Annotated in this window: 19 protein-coding genes; 11 read left to right on the forward strand and 8 right to left on the reverse strand. The window is 41.5% G+C overall.

Features of this window, described 5'->3' with window-relative positions; all coding sequences use genetic code 11:
• Positions 1-564: 564 nt before the first annotated feature.
• Together ACT29I_RS18430 and ACT29I_RS18435 are read right to left on the reverse strand one after the other, a co-directional pair.
• On the reverse strand, positions 565-1,074 hold the full coding sequence (locus ACT29I_RS18430) for a UpxY family transcription antiterminator (RefSeq protein ID WP_430934739.1): 510 nt from the start codon (positions 1,072-1,074) through the stop codon (positions 565-567).
• Between the two features lie 128 nt (positions 1,075-1,202).
• Positions 1,203-1,355, reverse strand: a complete 153-nt coding sequence (locus ACT29I_RS18435) for a hypothetical protein (RefSeq protein WP_444794106.1) — start codon at positions 1,353-1,355, stop codon at positions 1,203-1,205.
• A gap of 86 nt (positions 1,356-1,441) precedes the next feature.
• On the opposite strand from ACT29I_RS18435, the gene ACT29I_RS18440 reads away from it, so the two are divergent.
• Entirely contained in the window at positions 1,442-3,049 is a 1,608-nt protein-coding gene (locus ACT29I_RS18440; protein WP_430934737.1) for a fumarate hydratase, read from the forward strand.
• 213 nt (positions 3,050-3,262) lie between these two features.
• On the opposite strand, the gene ACT29I_RS18445 is transcribed toward ACT29I_RS18440, so the two are convergent.
• The 4 genes from ACT29I_RS18445 to ACT29I_RS18460 form a co-directional block, all read right to left on the reverse strand.
• Positions 3,263-3,664 carry a NifB/NifX family molybdenum-iron cluster-binding protein gene (locus ACT29I_RS18445; RefSeq protein ID WP_430934736.1) on the reverse strand — a complete coding sequence of 134 codons (402 nt, stop codon included), beginning with the start codon at positions 3,662-3,664 and terminating at the stop codon, positions 3,263-3,265.
• 576 nt (positions 3,665-4,240) lie between these two features.
• The gene (locus ACT29I_RS18450) at positions 4,241-5,122 is read right to left on the reverse strand and encodes an SDR family NAD(P)-dependent oxidoreductase (protein WP_430934735.1); all 882 of its coding nucleotides are present in this window, start codon (positions 5,120-5,122) and stop codon (positions 4,241-4,243) included.
• Between the two features lie 307 nt (positions 5,123-5,429).
• Positions 5,430-7,871, reverse strand: coding sequence for a TonB-dependent receptor domain-containing protein (locus ACT29I_RS18455; RefSeq protein ID WP_444794107.1), 2,442 nt, complete (start codon positions 7,869-7,871; stop codon positions 5,430-5,432).
• Positions 7,872-8,156: 285 nt separating this feature from the next.
• Positions 8,157-10,178: a thioredoxin domain-containing protein gene (locus ACT29I_RS18460; RefSeq protein WP_430934733.1), complete on the reverse strand. Its 2,022-nt coding sequence runs from the start codon at positions 10,176-10,178 to the stop codon at positions 8,157-8,159.
• Positions 10,179-10,789: 611 nt separating this feature from the next.
• Here ACT29I_RS18460 and ACT29I_RS18465 point away from each other — a divergent pair.
• On the forward strand, positions 10,790-11,005 hold the full coding sequence (locus ACT29I_RS18465; protein WP_444794108.1) for a DUF3820 family protein: 216 nt from the start codon (positions 10,790-10,792) through the stop codon (positions 11,003-11,005).
• A 234-nt stretch (positions 11,006-11,239) separates the two neighbouring features.
• A complete protein-coding gene (serB, locus tag ACT29I_RS18470) occupies positions 11,240-12,463 on the forward strand; it encodes a phosphoserine phosphatase SerB (protein WP_430934731.1) in 1,224 nt (407 codons plus the stop codon).
• Positions 12,464-12,668: 205 nt separating this feature from the next.
• Here serB and ACT29I_RS18475 read toward each other — a convergent pair whose 3' ends face one another.
• Both ACT29I_RS18475 and ACT29I_RS18480 read right to left on the reverse strand, forming a co-directional pair.
• Positions 12,669-13,820, reverse strand: coding sequence for a THUMP domain-containing class I SAM-dependent RNA methyltransferase (locus tag ACT29I_RS18475; RefSeq protein ID WP_430934730.1), 1,152 nt, complete (start codon positions 13,818-13,820; stop codon positions 12,669-12,671).
• Between the two features lie 511 nt (positions 13,821-14,331).
• Positions 14,332-15,642: a carboxypeptidase-like regulatory domain-containing protein gene (locus ACT29I_RS18480; protein ID WP_430934729.1), complete on the reverse strand. Its 1,311-nt coding sequence runs from the start codon at positions 15,640-15,642 to the stop codon at positions 14,332-14,334.
• A 459-nt stretch (positions 15,643-16,101) separates the two neighbouring features.
• Here ACT29I_RS18480 and ACT29I_RS18485 point away from each other — a divergent pair, with 459 nt between their 5' ends.
• From ACT29I_RS18485 to ACT29I_RS18520, 8 genes are all read left to right on the forward strand, one after another.
• The gene (locus ACT29I_RS18485; RefSeq protein ID WP_444794109.1) at positions 16,102-17,460 is read left to right on the forward strand and encodes an MATE family efflux transporter; all 1,359 of its coding nucleotides are present in this window, start codon (positions 16,102-16,104) and stop codon (positions 17,458-17,460) included.
• Between the two features lie 136 nt (positions 17,461-17,596).
• Positions 17,597-18,004 carry a DUF134 domain-containing protein gene (locus ACT29I_RS18490; RefSeq protein ID WP_430934727.1) on the forward strand — a complete coding sequence of 136 codons (408 nt, stop codon included), beginning with the start codon at positions 17,597-17,599 and terminating at the stop codon, positions 18,002-18,004.
• A 63-nt stretch (positions 18,005-18,067) separates the two neighbouring features.
• A complete protein-coding gene (locus ACT29I_RS18495; RefSeq protein ID WP_444794110.1) occupies positions 18,068-18,385 on the forward strand; it encodes a NifB/NifX family molybdenum-iron cluster-binding protein in 318 nt (105 codons plus the stop codon).
• Between the two features lie 271 nt (positions 18,386-18,656).
• Complete coding sequence (locus ACT29I_RS18500) at positions 18,657-18,998, forward strand: NifB/NifX family molybdenum-iron cluster-binding protein (RefSeq protein ID WP_430934725.1); 342 nt, start codon at positions 18,657-18,659, stop codon at positions 18,996-18,998.
• A 2-nt stretch (positions 18,999-19,000) separates the two neighbouring features.
• Positions 19,001-19,843 (forward strand): damage-control phosphatase ARMT1 family protein, encoded by an 843-nt coding sequence (locus tag ACT29I_RS18505; protein ID WP_430934724.1) that lies wholly within the window; start codon positions 19,001-19,003, stop codon positions 19,841-19,843.
• Positions 19,843-20,742 carry a nucleotide-binding protein gene (locus tag ACT29I_RS18510; RefSeq protein ID WP_444794111.1) on the forward strand — a complete coding sequence of 300 codons (900 nt, stop codon included), beginning with the start codon at positions 19,843-19,845 and terminating at the stop codon, positions 20,740-20,742. Before ACT29I_RS18505 ends, ACT29I_RS18510 begins: the two co-directional genes overlap by 1 nt.
• Complete coding sequence (locus tag ACT29I_RS18515; protein WP_444794112.1) at positions 20,714-21,589, forward strand: ATP-binding protein; 876 nt, start codon at positions 20,714-20,716, stop codon at positions 21,587-21,589. Before ACT29I_RS18510 ends, ACT29I_RS18515 begins: the two co-directional genes overlap by 29 nt.
• Before the next feature lie 98 nt (positions 21,590-21,687).
• Positions 21,688-22,128, forward strand: a complete 441-nt coding sequence (locus tag ACT29I_RS18520; RefSeq protein WP_430934721.1) for an acyl-CoA thioesterase — start codon at positions 21,688-21,690, stop codon at positions 22,126-22,128.
• Positions 22,129-22,667: the final 539 nt, after the last annotated feature.

The following is a 22,667-nucleotide window of genomic DNA, read 5'->3' on the forward strand; positions in this document are numbered from 1 at the left end:
CAACTCCCCATCTGATGATTTGTTGATTTGTTAAGTTGTTGAGTTGTTAAGTTGTTAAGTTGATGAGCTGTTAAGTTGTCAACTCCGCAACTCCCCAGTTTCCCCAACTCCACATCTCCGCAACTCCCCAATTTCGCAACTCCCCATTTGATGATTTGTTGAGTTGTTAAGTTGTTAAGTTGATGAGGTGTATATTTGTCAGCTCCCCAACTCCGCAGTTCTCCAACTCCCCATCTGATGATTTGGCGATTTGTTTAGTTGGCGATTTGTTTATTTGTTAAGTTGTCTTCTCCCCAATTCCGCAACTCCCCAACTCCCCAATTTCGCAACTCCCCATTTGTTTAGTTGGCGATTTGTTAAGTTGTTAAGTTGTCTTCTCCCCAACTCCGCAACTCCACATCTCCCCAGTTTCCCATCTCCCCAGTTCCCCATCTCCGCACTTCCCACTGCTTTCCGGGCACTGCTTCGCCTCCCTCAGTCCCATATTATGGGGTGAGTAAGTGGTATATATGTACTGTTCCTACGACCTAAAAGTTACTTGTAAGTCAAGGTTTTTAATGGCTGTTATAGTTTTTCAACCGTGGCCTCATCCAGGTTAACCACCAGCGTATAACCGATGTTTGAAATGTTCAGGTATAGTTTCTTTGTTCCCTGCACGGTTTGCACTATGCCTTTTATACCCGTTAAAGGGCCGGATGTTACAGTTATTTCCTCTCCTTTTTTGATATTTTTGGCTTCCACATCAAAATCTATTTTGTTTTCGATGGTGCGTTGCATGGCAATGATCTCATGCTCAGGGATGGATAGAGCTTTCCCTTTGTGCGAGACATAAGCCACCACTCCTGTTACTTCAAAAACAGTGCGATATTGATCCGGTGTGATTTTAATAAATATATATGAACTGATAGCAGGTACCTCCACCCATTTCTTCCGGTCGCTCCATTGTTTGAGCTCCCGTTTGAGGGGCAGGTAATTGATAATTCCGAGTTTGTTCAACCCTTCCGCGACTTTTTTCTCTGCTCTCGACTTGGTATATAAAGCGTACCAGGTATGCGTTGTTGTGTCTCCTTTCAAAATTCTCCAATTTTTGAACGAGCAAATTTAGGAAAATTTTGACAGAGAATGGGTCTTATGTCTTAAAAAAGGACGTTTTTGACCTGAGGTTCAGACGATCGTTTGTGAATCAGGATTATAGGGGGCTTCTAGTCAGTAGCTTGTGGCTCGTAGCGCCTAGCTTCTAGCCAATAACCTATAACCAATAACCAATAACCTATAACCAATTGCTCGTAACCAACAATTAATTGTGTTCCAAAACATCTGATAATATCGTGTTCGAAAACTCTGTGGTTTGTCATTCTTTGTTAACTTTGGGGCTTGCAAATATGCGGAGGTTTAATTGCTGATCTCCCTGAAAATACTAACACTAAAATAATTAGATAAGATGTCAGAATTTGTCTATCAAAAACCGTTTCCTATCAAAAAAGATTCAACCGAATACCGTCTGTTGACCAAAGATTATGTATCGACCATAGATGTTGACGGAAGAAAAATATTAAAAATAGATCCCAAGGGGTTGGCACTGCTGGCGAAAGAAGCTATCGCTGATGTTTCCTTCTACCTGCGTTCTGCCCACCTTGAGAAACTCACCTCCATATTAAACGATGAGGAAGCTTCGGATAATGATAAATTTGTGGCACATACCATGTTGATGAACCAGGTGGTGTCTGCCGAAGGTGCGTTGCCTACCTGTCAGGATACCGGAACGGCTATTGTTGTGGCCAAAAAAGGGGAAGACGTGTATACAGGAGCATGTGACGCGGAATACCTTTCTAAAGGGATCTACGATACTTACCAGGAAAGAAACTTACGTTATTCGCAGGTGGTGCCGCAGACCATGTTTGAGGAAAAGAACACCGGGAATAACCTGCCGGCCCAGATTGATATTTATGCCGAGCAGGGTAACCAGTATGAGTTTTTGTTCCTGACAAAAGGGGGAGGCTCCGGTAACAAGACCTTTTTATACCAGCAAACAAAAAGTTTATTGACCGAGGAGAACCTGGCTAAGTTTGTTGAGCAGAAGATTATGGATCTGGGTACTTCGGCTTGCCCTCCTTACCATCTGGCTTTGGTGATTGGTGGCACATCGGCAGAAGCTACATTGGCTACCGTAAAAAAAGCTTCGGCGGGATATCTGGATCACCTGCCTACTGAAGGTAACGACGGGGGTCAGGCATTTCGTGATTTGGAATGGGAGAAAAAAGTATTGAAGATTTGTCAGGAAAGCCAGATTGGTGCCCAGTTTGGCGGCAAGTATTTTGTGCACGACGTGCGTGTCATCCGTTTGCCCCGGCATGCTGCCTCATGTCCTGTTGGCCTGGGTGTAAGCTGCAGTGCCGACCGAAATGTGAAAGGTAAAATCACGGAGGAGGGAATTTTTCTGGAGCAGTTGGAGAAGAATCCTTCCAGGTTTGTGCCTGAAAGAGCGCCGGAGTTAGCGCCGGCCGTAGATATTGATCTGGATCAGCCTATGGAAGATATTTTAAAGGTGTTGACCAAATATCCTATTAAAACAAGATTGAACCTTTCCGGTACTTTGGTTGTGGCACGGGATATTGCACATGCCAATATTAAAAAGATGCTGGACGAAGGTAAGGAGATGCCGGAATACCTGAAGAACCATCCCGTTTATTATGCCGGGCCCGCAAAAACACCGGAGGGAATGCCATCGGGTAGCTTTGGACCGACCACAGCGGGACGTATGGATCCTTATGTAGACTTGTTTCAAAGTAAAGGTGGCTCCATGATTATGCTGGCTAAAGGAAACCGTTCGGCCGAAGTAACGCATGCCTGTAAAAAGCATGGCGGATTTTATTTGGGTTCTATTGGTGGGCCTGCTGCCATCCTGGCCAAAACAAGTATTAAATCGGTTGAAGTGGTCGATTTCCCCGAACTGGGTATGGAAGCCGTTCGTAAGATTCGTGTTGAAAACTTCCCTGCATTTATTATAGTGGATGACAAAGGAAGTGATTTCTTTGCGGATATGAAGTAGGTTTCAGTAATCAGTAATCAGTCGGCAGTTAGCAGTCAACAATAATACTGATAACTGTTTTCTGCCAACTGGAAACTGCCGACTAGTAGAGCGTTTAATAAATTACGTTAAGAACTTCAACGTGTAAATGACAATTGCAAGTAATTGTATTCTAGTCTAAAATAACATTCTCACTCTATAAACTTTTTACTTTGTAACTTTACGAACTCAATACTAGTTACAGCTTCCTGATGAGGAACATGAAGAGCAAGCATCGGGCGAGCAGTCCTGCTTGCTTTCGATCATGGCTGCCGTAAAATCGCGCAGCAAGCCTCTATTATAATGGTCAATATTTTCACCCACCACATTACTTACGGCCTTATAGACCTCAATCTCGTTTTCAAATAGTATTTTGGCCGCCATGGGGCGCAGGTTGGGCGTGATGATGATTTGAATATCCAACTTCTTTATTTCGCTGATGGACATGTAAATCGTGTTCGTGTCCGTAAGTGAATATATGGAGGACGAGTTGGTTTCAAAATCATAGATACAATAATGTTGGGCCTTGTAAAAATCGTTGGCAACCAGTTCCTTCTTAAGGTTTGTGTCGCCCATAATAGGTAAGCATGCTTTCATCTGTTTGAAATTTTAGTTTGTTGAATAATCAACCAAAATGTAAGTCTACTGTTACGGTTTACTACATTTATGTAGGACAATAACGGACTCCTTATTTATCTATGGCCCTGGTAAACAATACCAAAGGCTGCTTGTGGGTTAATTACATACTTAAATGTTGCAAGAGGCGCGCCAAAATTTCGGAAAGGATCTTTGCAGCTGAAAAAAAACGACTATCCGGCAAGATTGAAAATGCTTCGAGTTTCCAGTCATTTTGAGCGAAGCGAGCCTGCCAGTGGGGCCATGGCCGTCAGGCTATGAAATTTAAAATCTGTATATCATTATCAATTTCGGGAATCAGCTTTTGTGTCGATATCTTTACGCTAGCTACTTTTTTATACTAAGATATTGATGTTTTACCAACACACATTTGGCGCTTAGTCAATATTTTAAACTCATAGTCTGGCGGGCAGACAGGAAGATTATTCAAAGTTTTCCGGACGCCCTAGGCAAGTAGCGATATCACCATTCCGCTTCCGCTCTTCGTTCTCCGATTTCCGCCCGCCACATTCTCTTTCCGCTTTTCCATGGTCAATACTACACCTGAGGGATGTTTTGCTTTGCCGGGCACACTTCCGGAATCGAAGACCCATTTGGTTTTGGCCCCGGCATTGGTTGGTCGATACGTTTTAAAAAGATATCGGCGTTTTTTTCGGCAATCTTATAATACAAGGTTCGTGGTATTATCTTAGAGATATGCAGAAGCAAGCGGTTGAAGAAGCCTGGAATACAGATTATTTTCCTTTTGCCTAATGATTTTAAACTTTTGTCGACCACTTGTTGCGGCGATTTCCAGAATAATTTACGCTTGAGGTAGCTGTCGGAATGCGAGATGCCCTGGCGACTATGGAACTCGGTATTTGTAAATCCGGGACAGAGCGCCTGCACTTTTATATTCTTTTGGGCGAGGTCAATATGCAGGCATTCTGAAAAAGACACCAGAAAGGCTTTTGATGAGCAGTAGAAATAACTGTTTGGGCCGGGATAAAAGGCCGATAAGGATGCCACATTGATAATGCCCCCTTTGCCTTTTTTAACCATTTTGGGCACCGCCCGATACACGATTTTGGTTGTCGCCGTCACGTGTACGTCCAGCATTTGCTGCTGATTGGTGTAGTTACTCTCAAAAAAGTCGCCAATAGAGCCAAAGCCCGCATTGTTAACCAGCAATTCAATGTTTGTGCTTTGATCTATGATATCCAGGAAGTGGTTTAAATCTTCTTGATTGCTGAAGTCGGCAATAACAGGCTGAACTTGCACCCCATACTGATTTGAAATTTCTTGGCTTAAGCGGGTCAAACGACTTTTTCGCCTTCCGGTTATTATCAGATCCCACCCTTGCTTAGCCAGGGTTTTGGCGAATTTGGTTCCGATGCCGCTGGTAGCACCTGTTATTATTGCGGTTTTGTGTTTCGTCATTATTCGGTTGGCCTAAAAAATTGATAGAACTTATGGGGGTGTGCGTTCAAACCGTAAATATAAGCATGTATTGGAATATTCCGGATAAAAATTTTACGAATAGAAATTTTGGTGGAGTGGATGGACCATATGGTATACCGAAGTGATGGAAACCAGTCGCCAGTCATCAGTTCAGGATAAATCCAAATCTAAGATTTTGTGCTGTTTTAGAGGATTCCGGAAGAACCTTCCAAATTAAAATACGGTGTTGTTCGGGATAGTCAGTCAACGGTCACCATCAGATGTCACTCAACAGTTGTTGAATACATCATTCCATAGACTCATCGCCGCCCAGGGAGTCATCAACTGTTCCTTTTCTTTTGTCGGGCTTATAGTTGTTGAACCGGTACGTCAGCACAAAGGTAAGCACGGGTGTATGGATCTTCTGAAAATAATGGTCCTTGAAGCCGATTCCGTCATTGGTGTTCTCGCGGTTGTTGCTTGAGAATACATCCCTAAGCTCAACTATGCCGGTCAGCTTTCTTTTCATAAACTCCTTGCGTACGGCAATATCAAAGGTGTATACCGGTTGGTAAATGCCTTGGGAGGTGATCCTCTTGCTATAGTAACGCCAGTTGCCCTGCAGTTGCGTGAGTGAATTAAGCTTAACGGTTTGGTTAACCCGGTAATTCCAGGTCAATCTGTCTTCGTCGAAACTATAATCTTCCCATTGTCCTTTTACCCTGTAATTATACAGGCTTCCCGACAGATCCATCCTCCACCATTTTACCACATCAAAACTGTAACTTGCATCTACACCCAAATAATAATCCTTGCCTACGTTTTCGGGAAAACGTTGAATAATATTATCCTCATAAATACTTCTTACCCATTCCACTTTGTTATGGGTCATACTGTAATAAGTTTCCAGCGAGAAATAGGAATTTTCCATTTTTTTGAGGTAATTCAATTCGTACGAATCGATATACTCGGGAAGCAAACTGCTGTTCCCGTGCCGGATATTATAGGCGTCGACCCAGGTGTAAAAGGGCTCGAAATGATAACTTTGCGCGCGTTCAATCCTTCGGGAATAACTGGCCATCAGCTCTTGGTTGGCGGGGAGTTTATAGGACAGGTGTGCCGATGGAAAATAATCATATCTGTCTATGGTAGCTTTAATGTCGCCCACTAGGGTGTTTGACCCGGTGCGCAATGCCTCCACCGTTCTGTTTGTATATTCTCCTCTCAGTCCTATTTGATATCCAAATTTTGACGTTTGATTGCCATAAATAAAATATAGCGCATGAATGTTTTGTCTGAATTCAACGTGATTGTCGTACAAAGGATTATCTACCCATAGTCCTGAGCCTGCCAGGATGTCCGATTGTCCTGTTTCATCGTCGCTGTTGTTAAAGGTACTTTGGTATCCGGCCTCAATTTTACCGTGTTTACCGGTTGGTCGGGTGTAATCAAGCTTTGTTTCCAACCGCCCCATAGGGCCTTCTTCGGTACTCTTTTTGCCTTCGGTGATTGTTCCGTCAATATCGCGCAAAACATTTTTACTATACTCGTCCGATTCTCTTTGGCGATAGGTAAATGTTGCTCTCATCTCATGACCTTTCGTGTCGAATTGATGGGTGTAGAAAGCATTCACCGAAATACCCTCGTTGCCGCGATACACATCTTCATCGCTAATATATGGTGTTGGTGTTAAATGATAATTATTATATTCTGAATAATCTAAATCGGCATAGTCCCATTTGTTTCGGCCACCATAACCCACATCTATATTCATGGTTTTCAGGGTGTCGATTCTAAACTCAAGGCCACCTTTTATGTTATATCGGTCAAATTTATTCCGGATATCGCCATCGTGTTCGATGCTAAAAACGGAATCGCCTGAGAAGGTGTTCCTATAGCCGTTTTTTTCGCCGGAATATTCACCCAGGTAATAATCGCCGGAAATAAAATAGGTCATTTTCTTACGCTTCAAATTGAAAAGAAAATCCCCGGCGGCATTGTTTGTCCCGGCTTTTAGATTGTACACTCCGCTTAGCCCGCTTGAACTATTTTTCTTTGTAATAATATTGATAATACCGGATGTTCCGTCGGGGTTATATTTGGCAGACGGATTGGTGATGATTTCGATGTTTTCGATGGTGGAGGCAGGGATTTGTTGCAGGGCTTCCGATGGCTCCAATATAGATGGTACACCATTCACCAATACCGAAAAACTGGTGCTTCCCCGCAACGAAACATTACCTTCGATATCAACCACAATGGACGGAACATTTTCCAGGACATTGACTGCCGAGCCGGAGATAGACGTGTAATGTTTGCTTACATTGACTACCTTTTTGTCCAGCTGAAACTCAATGGCGGCTCTTTCTGCTACCACCTCCACCTCTTCCAGGCTTTCGGAATTTTCCCCCAATGTAATTAAACCAATATCTATTTGTAGGTTTTTACGTTCAATGACAACATCGTTTATCCGTTTAGTTGAGTAGCCAATAAAACTTATATCGAGATAGTAAACCCCCGGGGGCAAACCTTCTAATTTGAATTTGCCGTCAGCTTTGGTTACCGTGCCGCCCAACAGTGTATGGTCCGCCGAATGGTAGATGGCCACGGTAACATATTCCAATGCCACCATTCTATGTGCCGCCACCACTGTGCCACGTACAACACCGCTGTTAATCTCAGCCTCGGCAAAGCCCGTTGAAGGTATGCACCAAAGCATCGCCAAAATACAAATAAACACTCTACACATAAAAAAGCTGTTTTTTAAATAGCCCACCTTGTTTATTTCAGGTCAACAGTAAGTATTATAATACCGGCCTGAATAATTCAAGTGTTTTTTACTTTTTGCTTATTACAGATAAAAGCCGAAAAAGTGTCCTTAAGCTTTTTCGGGGGATAACCCTCGATATATAGCCGGGACTGAATCGGCTTTGGGTGCAATATTCAAAAATATCATGAAATAAAGCAGGCTAGAAAAAAGAATTTCAAATATAGAAAAAGCTATTTAAGTAAATAATTCTTTGGCTAAAAAAAATTACGGTGTCGTGCTCATCAACTTTCTAAGTCCTAAAATGGACTGGATGGGTAGTTTGCAGGCATTGTTTTTGCAGAGATAAAACGTGAGTTGTTTATTTCGTTTTCCTTTTGCCACAGGAATTTTCTCGCTTTCTGCTGCAATAAAAACAAAAGGATTAAAGTCCATCAGGAATTCATCCCTGGCTTTTTCCTTGCCTTCCCCTGAAATTACCAATTCATAATTTTCGTGGATGAAGAACAGCTTAAGTCGCTGCCAGTTGGCGTAATATTTACCATGTTGATCAATTCTTCCGGACAGGTTTTTAAGCATTTGCAACGAGGTTGAATAAGCTTCTTTGTTCAAGAAATACTTGCTCAAGCGATAAAGATTAACCGCCATCACAGAATTTGATGCAGGTATTACGTTATCGGACAGCTCGGATTTTCTGATCATCAAAGGATCATCCAGGATGGAGGTATAATAAAACAATTGGTTATCCTCGTTAAAGAAATGACAGGTCGCATATTCGCATAAGTCCCTGGCGTTAAAAAGCCAATCCTCGTTAAAAGTAACCTGATACAGGTCTATCCAAGCGTCAATCAGAAGCGCATAGTCGTCCAGGAAGGCATTGATGGTACCCTTTTGCCCTTTCAGACTCCTCCAAAGGCCTCCGTCAGTTTTAAATGCTTTGCGCACAAGGAATTCTGAAGCATGGATGGCATCCTTCAGGTATGAGTGCTGTCCTGTGGCTCTGTAAGCATGAACCAGACCCTTGATGATAATCGCATTCCACGAAGTCAGTATTTTGTCGTCCAAACCCGGGCGTTCCCTTTTGTTTCTGGCTTCAAATAAAATTCTTTTGCCTTTTTTCAGGAGGGTGGATAAATCTTTTGCATTTAATGCACGATCATGGGCGAATTGTTCAATGGAAGAGGTCTGAAACAATACGTTGGCACCATATTCCCAATTTCCGATATCAGAGATGTTGTAAAATGCGCAAAAGAGTTCGGCATCCTGATGGAGCAGTTCCGTCACCTCGCTTTTTGTCCAGACATAATATTTCCCTTCGGCCCCTTCGCTATCCGCATCCAGTGAGGCATAATAACCACCTGTTGGAGATTTCAATTCGCGGTTTACGAACGTGACCGTTTCTTCCACGATTTGCTTGAATAATGGGTTGTGGGTGAGCTGATAGGCATTGGCATACACTTCGAGCAGTTGCCCCTGGTCGTACAACATTTTTTCAAAGTGTGGCACTTTCCAATAGGCATCGACCGAATATCTCGAAAAACCACCGCCAACATGGTCGTAGATTCCACCCCAGGCCATTCTGGACAAGGATAGGTTAATGTATTTTTCGATGTCGGTATTGGATTTTTTAAACAGATAAGAAAGCAGGAAGCTGTACTCCACAGGCATGGGGAACTTAGGTGCCCCTTTGTTGCCTCCCCATTCAAAATCGAGGTTATCCTTCCATGATTCTATGGTATGGTCCATGGTTTCCACGGTAAACAAGGCGGAATCTTTCACCAGACCGACAAAATCCATCCTTTCAATACCCTGTTTTATTTGTTTTGCCAACTGGTCCAACCGCTCGGGAGACTTTAAAAATATTTGCTGAATCTCGTTTAACAAATTCAGCCACTGGCGTTTTTGGAAATAGGTGCCCGCAAATACGGGTCTGCCATCGGGCAAGGCGATAATATTTAGGGGCCATCCTCCTTTGCCTGTCGTTAAATGGGCCACATCCATAAACAATTGATCCAGATCAGGACGCTCCTCTCTGTCTATCTTGATGGATATGAAATTATTGTTCATCACATCCGCCACCTGTTGGTCGCTAAAGCTCTCCTCTTCCATCACATGGCACCAATGGCAGGCGGCATATCCTATTGAAATAACAATTAATTTATTGTTTTTCTCAGCTTTTTGTAAGGCATTTTTCCCCCAAGGGTACCAATATACCGGGTTGTTGGCGTGCATCAACAAATAAGGGCTTGTTTCCTTAGCCAAAGCATTTTTATATATGTAGGTATTCATATGTCTATGTTTTCTTTAGTTCACTAAAGTCTCAATTTAAAAGTTATTCCAGATTACCTGTTGGTCAATTCCATAATCAGATGCCTGCCCGACACAGACGGTGTACTCCCCATCAAATTTAACTCCCAATTTAAGCCCGGGACGGGCTATTGGCTTGTGTGATAAGAGGAATACCTAAGTTTGACCATGGCGCTTTGCATGAAGTAATCCTTTGTAACATGTTATTAACATATAAACCATCGGTAAAGTTTAGAAAGCGTGGTTCAAAGTATATTTTTTATTCAAATATTGGCTTAGGTCAATAACTTTTTTACTTTTGTATACAGTCTGTAAAACCGATAAGAATTATTGTAAAATATATTTTATGGGATGACAATCAAATTTGGGAACAAGAAGCTCCGCAATGTTTATTTGCGGAGTTTTATTTTTTATAAGACTACTATATCGTTAACCCGGATGATGTATTAGCGGTGCATAACAGGATTTCTAATGGATATGGCGGGCTAAAACAGAAGAACACCGGTTTTAATTCCTTGTGGAATGATACTACGTAATAGAGAAACAGTTTTTTTAGCGTTATCAGCTAAAAGCATCAGAAAGATTTTTCAGCCATGGTAGATAAAAATATATTGCTTGAATTGGTTAAAATGCGCATGCCATACGGAAAATACAAAGGTACCATACTATGTGATTTACCCGAGTTTTACCTGGCCTGGTACCAGCAAAAAGGTTTTCCGGAAGGGAAATTGGGAATGCTGTTGGCTACCTTGTATGAAATCAAACTGAATGGTTTGGAATACCTATTGCGCGAGATCAGAAAGATGTAACCGATGATCTGTGCCCGGTACTTAATTGTGGCAACAATGATTTATTGGTAACGGTAAACTATGTGTTTCATTTTCAAAATTCAACACAGGCTTTCGGGCATTTTAATCACTAATTAGGCCTGATCTGTAGCATCAATGTTAAAAAAGATGAAATAAGTCACTATTTTAGGTCTTCCCAAAGGATGGGTAAACGATGATTTATTACATTTGTTTATTGTAAACATTAAATTAAACATGGCTAACAATAGAGAAATTATCCTTGTAAATATTTCCGGTGATGACAAGCCGGGACTTACATCTTCCCTCACAGAAATATTATCGCATTACAATGTTCAAATTTTAGATATCGGTCAGGCCGTAATCCACGACGATTTGGGCTTGGGAATCTTGTTTGAAGTACCCCAGGCCTATGAGTCTGCACCCATCTTAAAAGATTTACTGTTTAAATCGTACGAAATAGGCGTTAAAATTAAGTTTACCCCGATATCCGATGCAAGATATGCCGAATGGGTGTCGCACCAAGGGAAGGAGCGTTATATCATTACATTGTTGGCCCGTAAAATTACAGCAGAACATTTGGCTAAAGTTACCCGGGTTATCTCCTCGCAGCAATTAAATATTGATACCATCACCAGGCTGTCCGGCAGGATTGATCTGAACTCGGAACCTACACATAATAAGGCCGTGGTTGAGTTTTCGGTAAGGGGTACACCCATCGATGCGGAGATCATGAAAAGCGACTTTATGGAGCTTTCCGGGAAAATTGGTGTGGACATTGCTTTTCAGGAAGACAATATCTTCCGCAGAAACCGCCGCCTGGTATGTTTTGATATGGATTCTACCCTTATTCAGGCTGAAGTAATCGACGAGCTGGCCGAAAAAGCTGGTGTTGGCGATAAGGTGAAAAAGATTACCGAAGCAGCCATGCGGGGTGAAATCGATTTTAACGAAAGTTTTGTGCAAAGAGTATCTTTGCTTAAGGGGCTGAATGAGAGCGTGATGAAGGAAGTCGCCGAAAACCTTCCCATTACCGAAGGTGCAGAGCGTTTAATGAAGACCTTGAATAAATATGGGTACAGAACAGCTATTCTATCAGGCGGATTCAACTATTTTGGTAATTATCTGAAAGCTAAGCTGGGTGTTGATTACGTATTTTCCAACGAACTGGAGATTAAGAAAGGAAAGTTAACAGGGAAACATGTGGGCGACATTGTGGATGGTAAGCGTAAAGCTGAGCTTTTGAAACTATTGGCTTTTAAGGAAGATATTCATCTGGATCAGGTTATTGCTGTGGGTGATGGTTCAAATGACCTGCCCATGTTACAGCTTGCGGGACTGGGGATTGCCTTTCACGCGAAACCAAAGGTAAAGGCCGGGGCCGATAATTCCATATCCACCATTGGGCTGGATGCTATTTTATATATGCTGGGATTTAGGGACAGGGAGATCAATAAATAGGTATTTTAACCTACGGTCCTTCGTTTTACCCGGATTTTGTAATAGAGATTATAAAAAGCATTTAAAATATAAAACAACAGCCATCAAAAGCTAGCTTTTGATGGCTGTTGTTTTATGGTATAGTTGTTTGTTTATTTGGATTGTAATCCCGAAGGATCAACTGTTCTTAAGGATGGCGGAAGGTTATACCCATCGCCGTGGTCGATTATCTAAACTTAATGATCTTCTTCATGGTTCCGTCGTAAAGGTTGAATTTGTGGAAACCACATTCCAGTCCGCCGTTAAAAAGTTTTAATTTCTCCAGTGGTTTTAAACCCACATTTTTCAAGGCCTCTTTATCCGAGGTAATTACCCATGCGTCATATCCCGTGAAAGTTTTCTTTAGCTGATTTCCAATCATTCTATAAAAATCAACAATATCTTTGTCCTTCATCAAACGTTCTCCGTAGGGCGGATTCATAATGATCATGCCTTTCGGGTATTGGGGTTCCAAGCGCTCAAAGGAAGTAACGGAAAAGTTAATGTCGCGGTTAAACCTGAATTGCAGTGCAGATTCCCTTGCCACATCAATGGCTTTTATATTGGCATCGCTTCCGAATATTCTTAAGCGAGGATGCGAAATATTTTCTTTTGCCTCTTCAACTACTTTATTCCAAAGTGTCTCATCGTAATCTTTCCATCCCATGAATCCAAAGGATTTCTTATGCAGGCCAGGAGGATAGTTTTTGGCGAACATCACCGCCTCCATCAAGATAGTTCCGGAACCGCACATCGGATCAATCAGGGGCATTTTTTTGTCCCAGCCTGAAAGCATCACCATACCTGCGGCCAATACTTCATTCAGGGGCGCTTTGTGCTGACCCATTCGATACCCTCTTTTGTGCAAAGAATCACCGGAACTGTCCAGCGAAATAGTAGCCTTTTCCCTGGCCAGGTGTATCACTAAACGAATGTTGGGGTTCTCTACGTCTACCGAAGGCCTTTTTCCTTCTTTTTCGCGAAACTGATCGACAATGGCATCCTTCATTTTCAGGGCCACATATTGCGAATGCGTAAATACTTCCGAAAAAACCACCGGATCAATAGCCAAGGTCTCCTTAACGCTCATGATCGATGACCAGTCAAATTTTTTGACGCCATCATACAGTTCCTGATCGTTTTTGGCGGTGAAATGATGAATAGGAAGTAAAATTCTGATTGCCGTTCTTAACTGCAAGTTGGCCTTGTATAAAATTTCCTTGTCTCCCTCAAACTCAACGGCCCTGTTTACCGCTTTGACTTCCTGAGCTCCTATTTCCTTTAGCTCTTCAGCCAGAACCTCTTCCAGCCCATGAAATGTTTTTGCAATCAGTTTCAATATCGTAAGTCTTTAATAATTAATCCGAGGCAATATCGTTCATTGCCGTTTTCGGCTGCGAAGTTAATTAATACCTGTTGTTATGCAATACACTAAGCCGTAATTTTTTGGCTTGTTACCGTCACATTTCCTCATTTTGTGTACCGGGTTATCTTGAATACTGCCGGCATTTTTAAGCTCCAAACCTAAATTCCACTTACAACACAGCAATGTGAGATGTCCTAAACCGGGATTTCCTCGATACGGCTGATATTAAGGTGTTTTTCAGGTTCTTAATGACAGATCGAGGATTATGTTCCGGGAGGATTGATAGGTGGTTGTAGCCAAATGGAAATCATACGCCTGCAAAAAAGCCCCCAAAGAGAATTGTTTCTATTGGGGGCTCATCCTACATGTTGTTTTGGAATAACAGATCAGTATTGTCAGTCTATATGGTTATTATCTGTGCGACATGCTGTGATGGGACTTGTATTTACTTCATATTTATTTACTGCCTGAATAATCGCAGGGATTACTTTTCTCGTTTTTCCAATCTCTTTTTAATTTTCTTAATCACGGACTCGATGGAAGCTTCAGGTTCTATGACATTATAATCGCCCCAAAACTGAGGATCGGAAAACCCCTCGACATGATCATGCAATATAATATTGTGCTTGATGCGTTCGTTCACCTTGTATGGCCTATCCAATGATCTTTTCCAATCGGTCATAGCCATTTCGATGGTTGAGGTGTAATACGTGTTGAAGAACTTTTTCTTCCAGTTGATTTTAAAGGTGATTTGACCCCTGGAATAACTGTACATATACTTTCCGTCCTGCTTACGGTAATTCACCAAATAGCTTGCCTCGGTCGGATATACCCTGGCTCCGGCGGGTTTGCGTTTTATAAACATAGCCGATGCCTTGTTCTTGTCTTCGATATTTATACTGTAATTGGCACTGGTGATCGCCATCGATTCTACATCAACATACAATTTGCCATAAAACAATGGGTCTTCGATATATTCTTTTTGTTTAAAGTCGATGACATATATAATTTTATTGTCGACCTTGGTTATATTATCTAACTTAAAATGGTAATAATCCAAATCTTCAACAGTAAGGATACTATAGGGATCTTTCATAATATCCAACATCAATGTGGAATAAGGACCGCCTTGTAATTTGAAAGTGATGGTATCCATTTTGGAATAATCAGCATCTTTACGTGCCTTATAAAGTTTTAATCCATCCAAACGATGATTGGAATAGGGTTGTTTGTGTACGTCGATAACCGCCTCTGTCAATGATACATAAGATCGTCTTCGTTGTATGGTCTCACGATAAAAAGTAGTCATTCGTACGGGCTGCTGCATATAGTTGTTTCGCTTGTTGTGAATCACTTCCCGGATAATTTGGTGGGCGTCTTTAGGTGCAACATTTATCTCAGAAAGGGAGATAGACAGTAAATCGAGTTCAATTCTGTTTTTATCGGGTTTTAATTCCGAAAGTGCGATGTGTTTGCTTTTATACCCCAGGTACGATACCATTATCTTTGTGCTAATAGGCAAATCTTTAGGAACCTTAAGCAAAAAGTACCCCTCGGAATTGGATACGGTGGCAAAGTTTGTTCCATCGATAGTCAGTGTGGCAAAAACCAATGGGTTGCGAGAATCGCTATCGATAATTTTACCCCGGTACTGAACCGTATTAAGCGTATCCGGTATAATGTCTTCCTCTTCAAAAATGGGAGCTGCGCAAATTGATGCGGGTACAATGCCTACTACCATGATGAAAATCGAAAGCAACATTACTAAACGGAGATTAATATTTGAATTTTTCATGATCCTATATTTAAATTAGACTTCCTGTTACTGTATATAAGACATTGCTGGGCGCATTTTCCCCTATTCGTTAAGCGATTTTTTTTTACCGGATATAGTAGTGATTGTACAAAGCGGTTTGTTGACAAGGGTAAAATAAGTAACCTCATGGTAACCCAAATAGCGGTCTACTTTTTGCAGACTTGGAGAATGTGCCTATCCCGGTTGCTTCGTAGCCGTACTTCACCCGGTACCGGGGCTAAGGGGAAAGCAGAAGCCGTATCAGTAAGTGAAGCAAGCCAATTATTAAAAAACGTCATAAAAAGGAGGCGTATTTTTCCGGAATAGATAACAGGGTATTTACGTCTTTCTTGCAAAGACTTTTTAAATATGTTTAACCATCTTTTTCCTGCTTGCAAAAATTGTATTGTTACCTTTGACCGCCTTTTTGATAAGGTTTTTCACAACTAATTTGGATACATGCGCCAGGAGGGGAGAATTCGGGAATTAGAGTTTGAATCTGTTCCGAAGTTACTTTGGAAATATTTTCTGCCAGCTTTTGCAGGGGTAATTATCAACTCGTTATACAATATTGTAGATAGAATATTTATTGGGCAAGGAGTTGGCGCCTTGGCTTTGGCCGGCTTAAGCGCCATATTTCCGGTGATGATCATCATGATGGCTTTTGGTATGATGGTGGGCATGGGAGCCGGGGTTCGGATATCTATTAACCTGGGTAAAAAGGACTTTGAAAGAGCGGAGCAGGTTTTGGGGAATGCTTTTATATTAATGATTGTTGTGTCGGCGATAATTACAGCCATTGGATTCTTGATCAGTGACCCCTTGTTGCAATTTTTTGGCGTCAACCAACAAACCTATGATTATGCAAAGGAATACCTCTATATTATTTTGGGTGGTAGTATTTTTAATATCTTAGGATATGCCCTTAATAATTTAATCCGTTCCGAAGGAAGTGCTAATGTTGCCATGATCTCGATGCTGATTAGTGCCGGATTGAATATTTTACTGGATTATATCTTTATTATTCACCTTGAAATGGGGGTGAAGGGGGCAGCATACGCTACGGTTCTTTCTCAAGTTGTGCTGACCGTATGGGTCATCGCCCACTTTAAGAGTAAGCGTTCCGTGATTAAACTGCGTAATTGCAGACTTAAGCTCAAGGGCGATATTGTTTGGTATATTATTAGCATTGGCTTTGCTCCTTTTAGTATGCAGTTGGCTTCTAGTGCTGTTTTTGGAATATATAATATTCAACTGATAAAATACGGAAGTGATATGGCCATCGGTGCCATGGGCGTAATTATCAGTATTACCATGCTGTTGGTGATGACCATCATGGCTATTACCATGGCCAATCAGCCGATTATAGGGTTCAATGTGGGTGCTAAAAAATATAAAAGAGTGAAGCAGACATTGCTGGTATCTATTGTATCGGCAACGGTTATATCCTTGATTGGTTTTGTGATTGCCCAGGTATTACCGGTTCCCATCATTAGATTGTTTAATAATGAAGATGCAGAATTGTTAAGGATAGGAATTAAAGGTTTGCGTATATTTTTACTTGCTTTACCTTTTATAGGTTTTCAAATAGTGATGGGTAATTATTACCAGTCCATAGGCAAAGCAGGCGTGTCTGCTTTCTTATCCTTGTTGCGTCAGGTTATTTTTTTAATACCTCTTCTATTTATTCTCCCTAATTATTATGGACTTAACGGGGTGTGGTTCTCGGCACCGGTTTCCGATACCATGGCGGCGTTAGTGCGTGTGTGTTTCATGATTAAAGAGTTTCGTAAGTTAAATAAAGCTACTGCCGCATAGGCTTGGATGGATAAGGAAAATTATCAATGCGGCTAGTGAAATAAATCAACAATAAATGTTAAATTATTTTTAAATGAGAATATTCTCAATATATTTGTATCGAGAATAGTCTCATTACTGAGATAGTTTTTAAATTATGCCAAGAAGAAAAAGATTAAGAAAGGTGGTAGCGCCACCGAAATTCCAAGGGTATAAACCCTATGGTACGGTAGGCAAACCTACGGGTTCTATTGATTTGTTGTACGAGGAATATGAAGCCATTAAACTGGCCGATTACGATTTGATGAACCATAACGAAGCGGCTGTTTTAATGGGCGTTTCCAGGGCAACGTTTGCGAGGATATACGAAAGTGCCCGGAGAAAAATAGCGGTAGCCCTGGTAGAATCGAAAGAGATAAAATCGGTTTTTGGAAATGCCACCTTACTCGATAACTGGTTTATGTGCGTAAAGTGTAACGCAAAATTTACTATGCCGGCGTCAGTAGTCAGTAAAGATTGTCCTATTTGTAAGGCACCCGAAATTGAATTATTGCAAGCGGAGTAGTAACAGAACATCGAGTCTTAGGCCTTTTTTAGGTTTTAAATTTGAATACTTTATACTATAAAAATGAAAACAGTAATTACATCATCAGGAGAAAACTTAATGTCGTCATTCGATATGCGATTTGGCAGGGCAGCGTACTTTTGTGTGTTAGATCAAGATAGTGGTAATACGGAATTTCTGGAAAACGTAAATAAAGACGACAGTCATGGAGCAGGCACAAAAGTAGCGGAAAGATTAATCGAATTGGGAATACAAAAGGTTGTGTCCGGCGATTTTGGACCTAAGGCCAAAGAACTTTTGGAGAAGTTTAATATTCAAATGGTTGTACTGCAAAACGCTGGCCTCACCATTGATGATATTGTTGGTAAAATGAAAAACTAATGTCGTGTCAAGTCTGAAATGACGGTTAAGTTAAAAGAACAATACTTGGGCTGTCAGATTAGGCGTGACGGGACACTTGTCTATCGCTCTTTAGGAATTATTAAAACGCAAAAAAGCATGGTGAAGAGGGCAGTCCGCTTTATCCCGCCATATGCATTTGAAAATATAATTGTTTTGCTAAATGGATGAGATGGTAGTTTTTGTTTGTACACCTTATAAATAGAATCTGCTACCTCATTCTGTTTGAAAAGCAGAATTAAATATTGTAAATATGAATCATTTAATAGCAGTCCCTGTGGACAACGAGGATGTTTTAGACGCTCATTTTGGGCATTGTAAATTTTTTTATCTGGCTACCGTTAAGGATGGAGAAGTGGTTTCTGCAGAAAAAGTAGTTCCGCCTCCTCATGAGCCCGGTTTATTGCCCAAGTGGCTGTCAGAAAGAAACGTAACCGACATTGTTGCCGGAGGAATGGGGCAAAAGGCCATCCAGTTGTTTAATGCCAACAAGGTAAATGCATTTGTAGGAGCTCCCAAAATGGATGCTAAGAGCTTGGTAGATGGGTTCTTAAGTAAATCGTTAAGTTTTGCAGCTAATTATTGCGACCATTAAAAATGGAGGAAGCATGTTCCCGGTGTCATCTAAAGTCAGTGAATAAACTGATCGCTAAGTTTCAGCCTTCATTGGAAGTTTCGGAAGCGTTGCAGGTAGAGGCCAAAAAAATATTGGCTGAAAATGCACACCTACCGAACCCCTATGTTGCGACCTACATTCAACGTCTGGCAAAAGACAAGATGAATGTGGCAAGTCTGTATCGGGAAGAAAAAATAAGGGCTAATACCGTTTTGCTCTCCAATTACGAGTATTGGAAAAACTATGTGTCGGAAAGTGAAGATCCATTTCGCACGGCGGTAAAGCTGGCCATGGCCGGTAATATTATCGATTACGGGGCACATACCGCGCCCGATGATATTGAGGCATCGATTAATGAGCTGATAAAAAAAGATTTATCTGAAGATAACGTGCGACAATTACATTCGGATATTGCCCGATCGAGCCATATACTTTATCTGGGCGATAATGCAGGTGAAATAGTTTTTGACAAATTATTGATAGAAACCATGCAGCACCCCCATATTACCTATGTGGTACGGGGCCAGCCTGTCATTAATGATGTTACCTTCGCTGATGCCAGGCAGACAGGAATAGATCAGCTATGTAAGGTTATTTCAAATGGTTATGATGCTCCGTCGACTTTATTGGAACATTGCTCGCCTGAATTGATAAAAGCCTATCATTCCGCCGATCTGGTTATTTCAAAAGGTCAGGGCAATTTTGAAGGATTGATGCAGGCAAAACATCCAACATTATATTTTTTACTGACGGCCAAATGTAAACCCATCGCACAAATGCTTGATGTATCGGAGGGTGATTTGGTCATTAAAAAACAAGGATAATGGATTACAAAATTGCCATAGCAAGCGGTAAGGGCGGTACAGGAAAAACAACCGTTGCCGTTAGCTTGTACCGGATGTTGACCCGTGAATTTGAGGCAATTGTGCAATTGGTTGATTGTGACGTAGAAGAACCCAATGATGTGATTTTTTTCCCGGAAGCGGAAAAGATAGGCGAAGAGGATGTGTTGCAGAAAATACCGCAAATTGATGTGACAAAGTGTACTTTTTGCAGAGCGTGTGCCGAATATTGCGCATTTAATGCGATTGTGGTATTGCCAACAGCGCGGTTTGCCGAAGTGAACCCTTCGTTATGCCATTCTTGCGGCGCGTGTTTGGAGGCCTGCCAACAGGGTGCCATATCTGAATATGATCAGATGATCGGAAAGATATCCGACTTTAAAACATCGATAGGGGAAGGGGTGATGGAAGGTAGACTGAGGATCGGTTCTTCTATGCAAACTATGCTCATCAAAGAATTGAAGAAAAAGGTTCCTTCGGGAGCCGAAATAACAATTTATGATGCGCCTCCGGGCACCAGTTGCTCTGTGGTAGAAACTACGGTTAACAGTGACTATGTTTTGTTGGTAACCGAACCGACGCCCTTTGGTTTGTACGACCTGAAACTGACCGTTGAACTCATGCATGACCTTAACAAAGAATTTGGCGTGATAGTAAACAAAGCAGGATTGGGCAATGACGACATCTACCATTTTATTGAGGAGAACAATATTGACCTGGTAGGCGAAATTCCATTTGTAGATGCTTTTGCGACTACTTATGCCCAAGGAAATTTAGATGAGGATATGCCTCAGGAAATAACGGATGCATTTTATGCTATTGTTGAAAAGTTGAAATTTAGAATACTGGTGGATGAAAGAGATAACCATACTCAGCGGTAAGGGCGGCACCGGAAAAACATCTGTAACAGCGGCGTTGGCATCGCTGGCGGGTAATGCAGTATTGTGCGACAATGATGTGGATGCTGCCGATTTACATTTGATTCTTGCCCCGGAGGTTCGGGAAGAACATATTTATCAAGGTGCATGGCAAGCCAGTATTCGTCAGGATATCTGCTTGCCATGCAATCTTTGCATGGATAAGTGTCGTTTTGGTGCTATTCACCTCAACGAAGGCGGCTATCCGGAAGTTAACCCATTTCAATGCGAAGGATGTAGGTTATGCGAGCGGATCTGCCCGGCCAATGCTATTGAATCGGAACAGAGTACCAACAATCGCTGGTTTGTGTCGTCAACACGGTTTGGTACTATGGTGCATGCGAAAATGGGACCGGGTGAAGAGAATTCGGGCAAGCTGGTTTCTACGATCCGAAAAAAAGCAAAGGAGATCGCCATTGATACAAAAGCCGATTTTATTATTAATGATGGCCCTCCGGGTATAGGTTGTTCAACAATATCTGCGCTCTCGGGCACCAACCTGGTGGTACTGGTGGCTGAGCCCTCTAAGTCTGGTTTTTACGATGCCAGACGGTTGGTAGAACTGGTACAGTCCTTTGATACGCCCATATTGGCAGTCATCAACAAAGCGGATGTGAACAACGATATGGCCAAGGTAATTGCAGATTTCTTCGAAAGCCAGCAAATTCCTGTATTGGCCAAAATACCTTTTAGCAAAGAGGTGGTGATGGCTATGGTGGAAGCCAAAACTATTAATGAATACAATGGCCAATCGGAAATTGCTCAATGCCTGGAGACAATTTGGGAAAAGATTAAACAAAAGAGTGTGTAGGATTGAATCATAAACTTGCAGGTCATTTTTAAGAATGTCAAGTGATTGTAGGGTGATCAAAAGTCCGTTATCCGGGACGGAAAAAAAGAGGAACAATTATGATAAAAGATGAATTTAAGTTAAGGCCTCGTTACAACGAAGTAGATAGAATGGGCTATGTGTACCATGCCAACCATGTGACGTATTGTCATCAGGCACGTACGGAATTGATGCGCAAATATGGCTTGCACGATGATGAACTGGAGAATAAAGGATATATGTTACCTGTTATTTCCTTTAACATAGAATATAAAACGCCTGCTAAATATGATGAGGAATTAACCATAACAACCACGGTGAGAGCGTTGCCCAAAATTAGGTTTTGCCTTGAGTTCGAGATTAAGAACGGTGAGGATAAAATAGTTAGTAAGGGCAATTCGGAAGTTGTATTTGTGGACAGTGAAACAAGATTGCCTATGGCCGTTCCTGAGTTTGCAACGCAAGCATTGGCCGGGGCGTTTGTAAATAATCTGATCAGTCAAGAGGTATCAGGTTATTAAACCCGCCATATGGATTAGAAATTCTGTTACGCAAATCAACTACATCAAAACAAGGTGTTTCACTGAGTTGCTTCAACTCACCAAAGCGTTACCATGCTACTCTCAGCAATTCCTTGTTTTATGTTTTTTAAAATGCTCGTTACACACCGCTAATGCACAATCCGGGTAAATTAAGATATTGGTAAAACAACTGTTTTGCCCCATTCCTAACAATTAAATTCAATTTTCGGGTCTCTTAACATTGCGGCTTTCCTGTAGTTTTTTTATTTCTAATAAAAAGGTTTTGTTTTTGCTTCAGGAAATGCTGCAATGTTTTTTTGCAGACTATATGGTTTCAGCAGAAAATTTATACGCAAAATGGAAAATCCCATGGTTTACCCAGACCCCTGCGGTCCCGCAGCAGGGGCAATGCGCTATTTTAAGATCGTCCCAAAATTGTCAATAGATTACATCTAAATGCCAAGGCTACTTCAACCTGTTTTTCCCAAAAATCTCGTGAGTTTTTTTCACTATTACGCTCACATTGTACTCGTTTGTCG

The organism is Saccharicrinis sp. GN24d3 (assembly GCF_052400645.1).
Lineage (GTDB): Bacteria > Bacteroidota > Bacteroidia > Bacteroidales > Marinilabiliaceae > Saccharicrinis.

Excerpts from the sequence above, each read along its gene's own strand:
- ACT29I_RS18515 (WP_444794112.1), top strand. The coding sequence starts at position 20,714 with ATGAAAGAGATAACCATACTCAGCGGTAAGGGCGGCACCGGAAAAACA.
- serB (WP_430934731.1), top strand. The coding sequence starts at position 11,240 with ATGGCTAACAATAGAGAAATTATCCTTGTAAATATTTCCGGTGATGAC.
- ACT29I_RS18480 (WP_430934729.1), bottom strand. The coding sequence starts at position 15,642 with ATGAAAAATTCAAATATTAATCTCCGTTTAGTAATGTTGCTTTCGATT.
- ACT29I_RS18485 (WP_444794109.1), top strand. The coding sequence starts at position 16,102 with ATGCGCCAGGAGGGGAGAATTCGGGAATTAGAGTTTGAATCTGTTCCG.
- ACT29I_RS18500 (WP_430934725.1), top strand. The coding sequence starts at position 18,657 with ATGAATCATTTAATAGCAGTCCCTGTGGACAACGAGGATGTTTTAGAC.
- ACT29I_RS18440 (WP_430934737.1), top strand. The coding sequence starts at position 1,442 with ATGTCAGAATTTGTCTATCAAAAACCGTTTCCTATCAAAAAAGATTCA.
- ACT29I_RS18510 (WP_444794111.1), top strand. The coding sequence starts at position 19,843 with ATGGATTACAAAATTGCCATAGCAAGCGGTAAGGGCGGTACAGGAAAA.
- ACT29I_RS18455 (WP_444794107.1), bottom strand. The coding sequence starts at position 7,871 with ATGTGTAGAGTGTTTATTTGTATTTTGGCGATGCTTTGGTGCATACCT.
- ACT29I_RS18465 (WP_444794108.1), top strand. The coding sequence starts at position 10,790 with ATGGTAGATAAAAATATATTGCTTGAATTGGTTAAAATGCGCATGCCA.
- ACT29I_RS18490 (WP_430934727.1), top strand. The coding sequence starts at position 17,597 with ATGCCAAGAAGAAAAAGATTAAGAAAGGTGGTAGCGCCACCGAAATTC.
- ACT29I_RS18435 (WP_444794106.1), bottom strand. The coding sequence starts at position 1,355 with ATGACAAACCACAGAGTTTTCGAACACGATATTATCAGATGTTTTGGA.
- ACT29I_RS18445 (WP_430934736.1), bottom strand. The coding sequence starts at position 3,664 with ATGAAAGCATGCTTACCTATTATGGGCGACACAAACCTTAAGAAGGAA.
- ACT29I_RS18495 (WP_444794110.1), top strand. The coding sequence starts at position 18,068 with ATGAAAACAGTAATTACATCATCAGGAGAAAACTTAATGTCGTCATTC.
- ACT29I_RS18450 (WP_430934735.1), bottom strand. The coding sequence starts at position 5,122 with ATGACGAAACACAAAACCGCAATAATAACAGGTGCTACCAGCGGCATC.
- ACT29I_RS18505 (WP_430934724.1), top strand. The coding sequence starts at position 19,001 with ATGGAGGAAGCATGTTCCCGGTGTCATCTAAAGTCAGTGAATAAACTG.
- ACT29I_RS18460 (WP_430934733.1), bottom strand. The coding sequence starts at position 10,178 with ATGAATACCTACATATATAAAAATGCTTTGGCTAAGGAAACAAGCCCT.
- ACT29I_RS18520 (WP_430934721.1), top strand. The coding sequence starts at position 21,688 with ATGATAAAAGATGAATTTAAGTTAAGGCCTCGTTACAACGAAGTAGAT.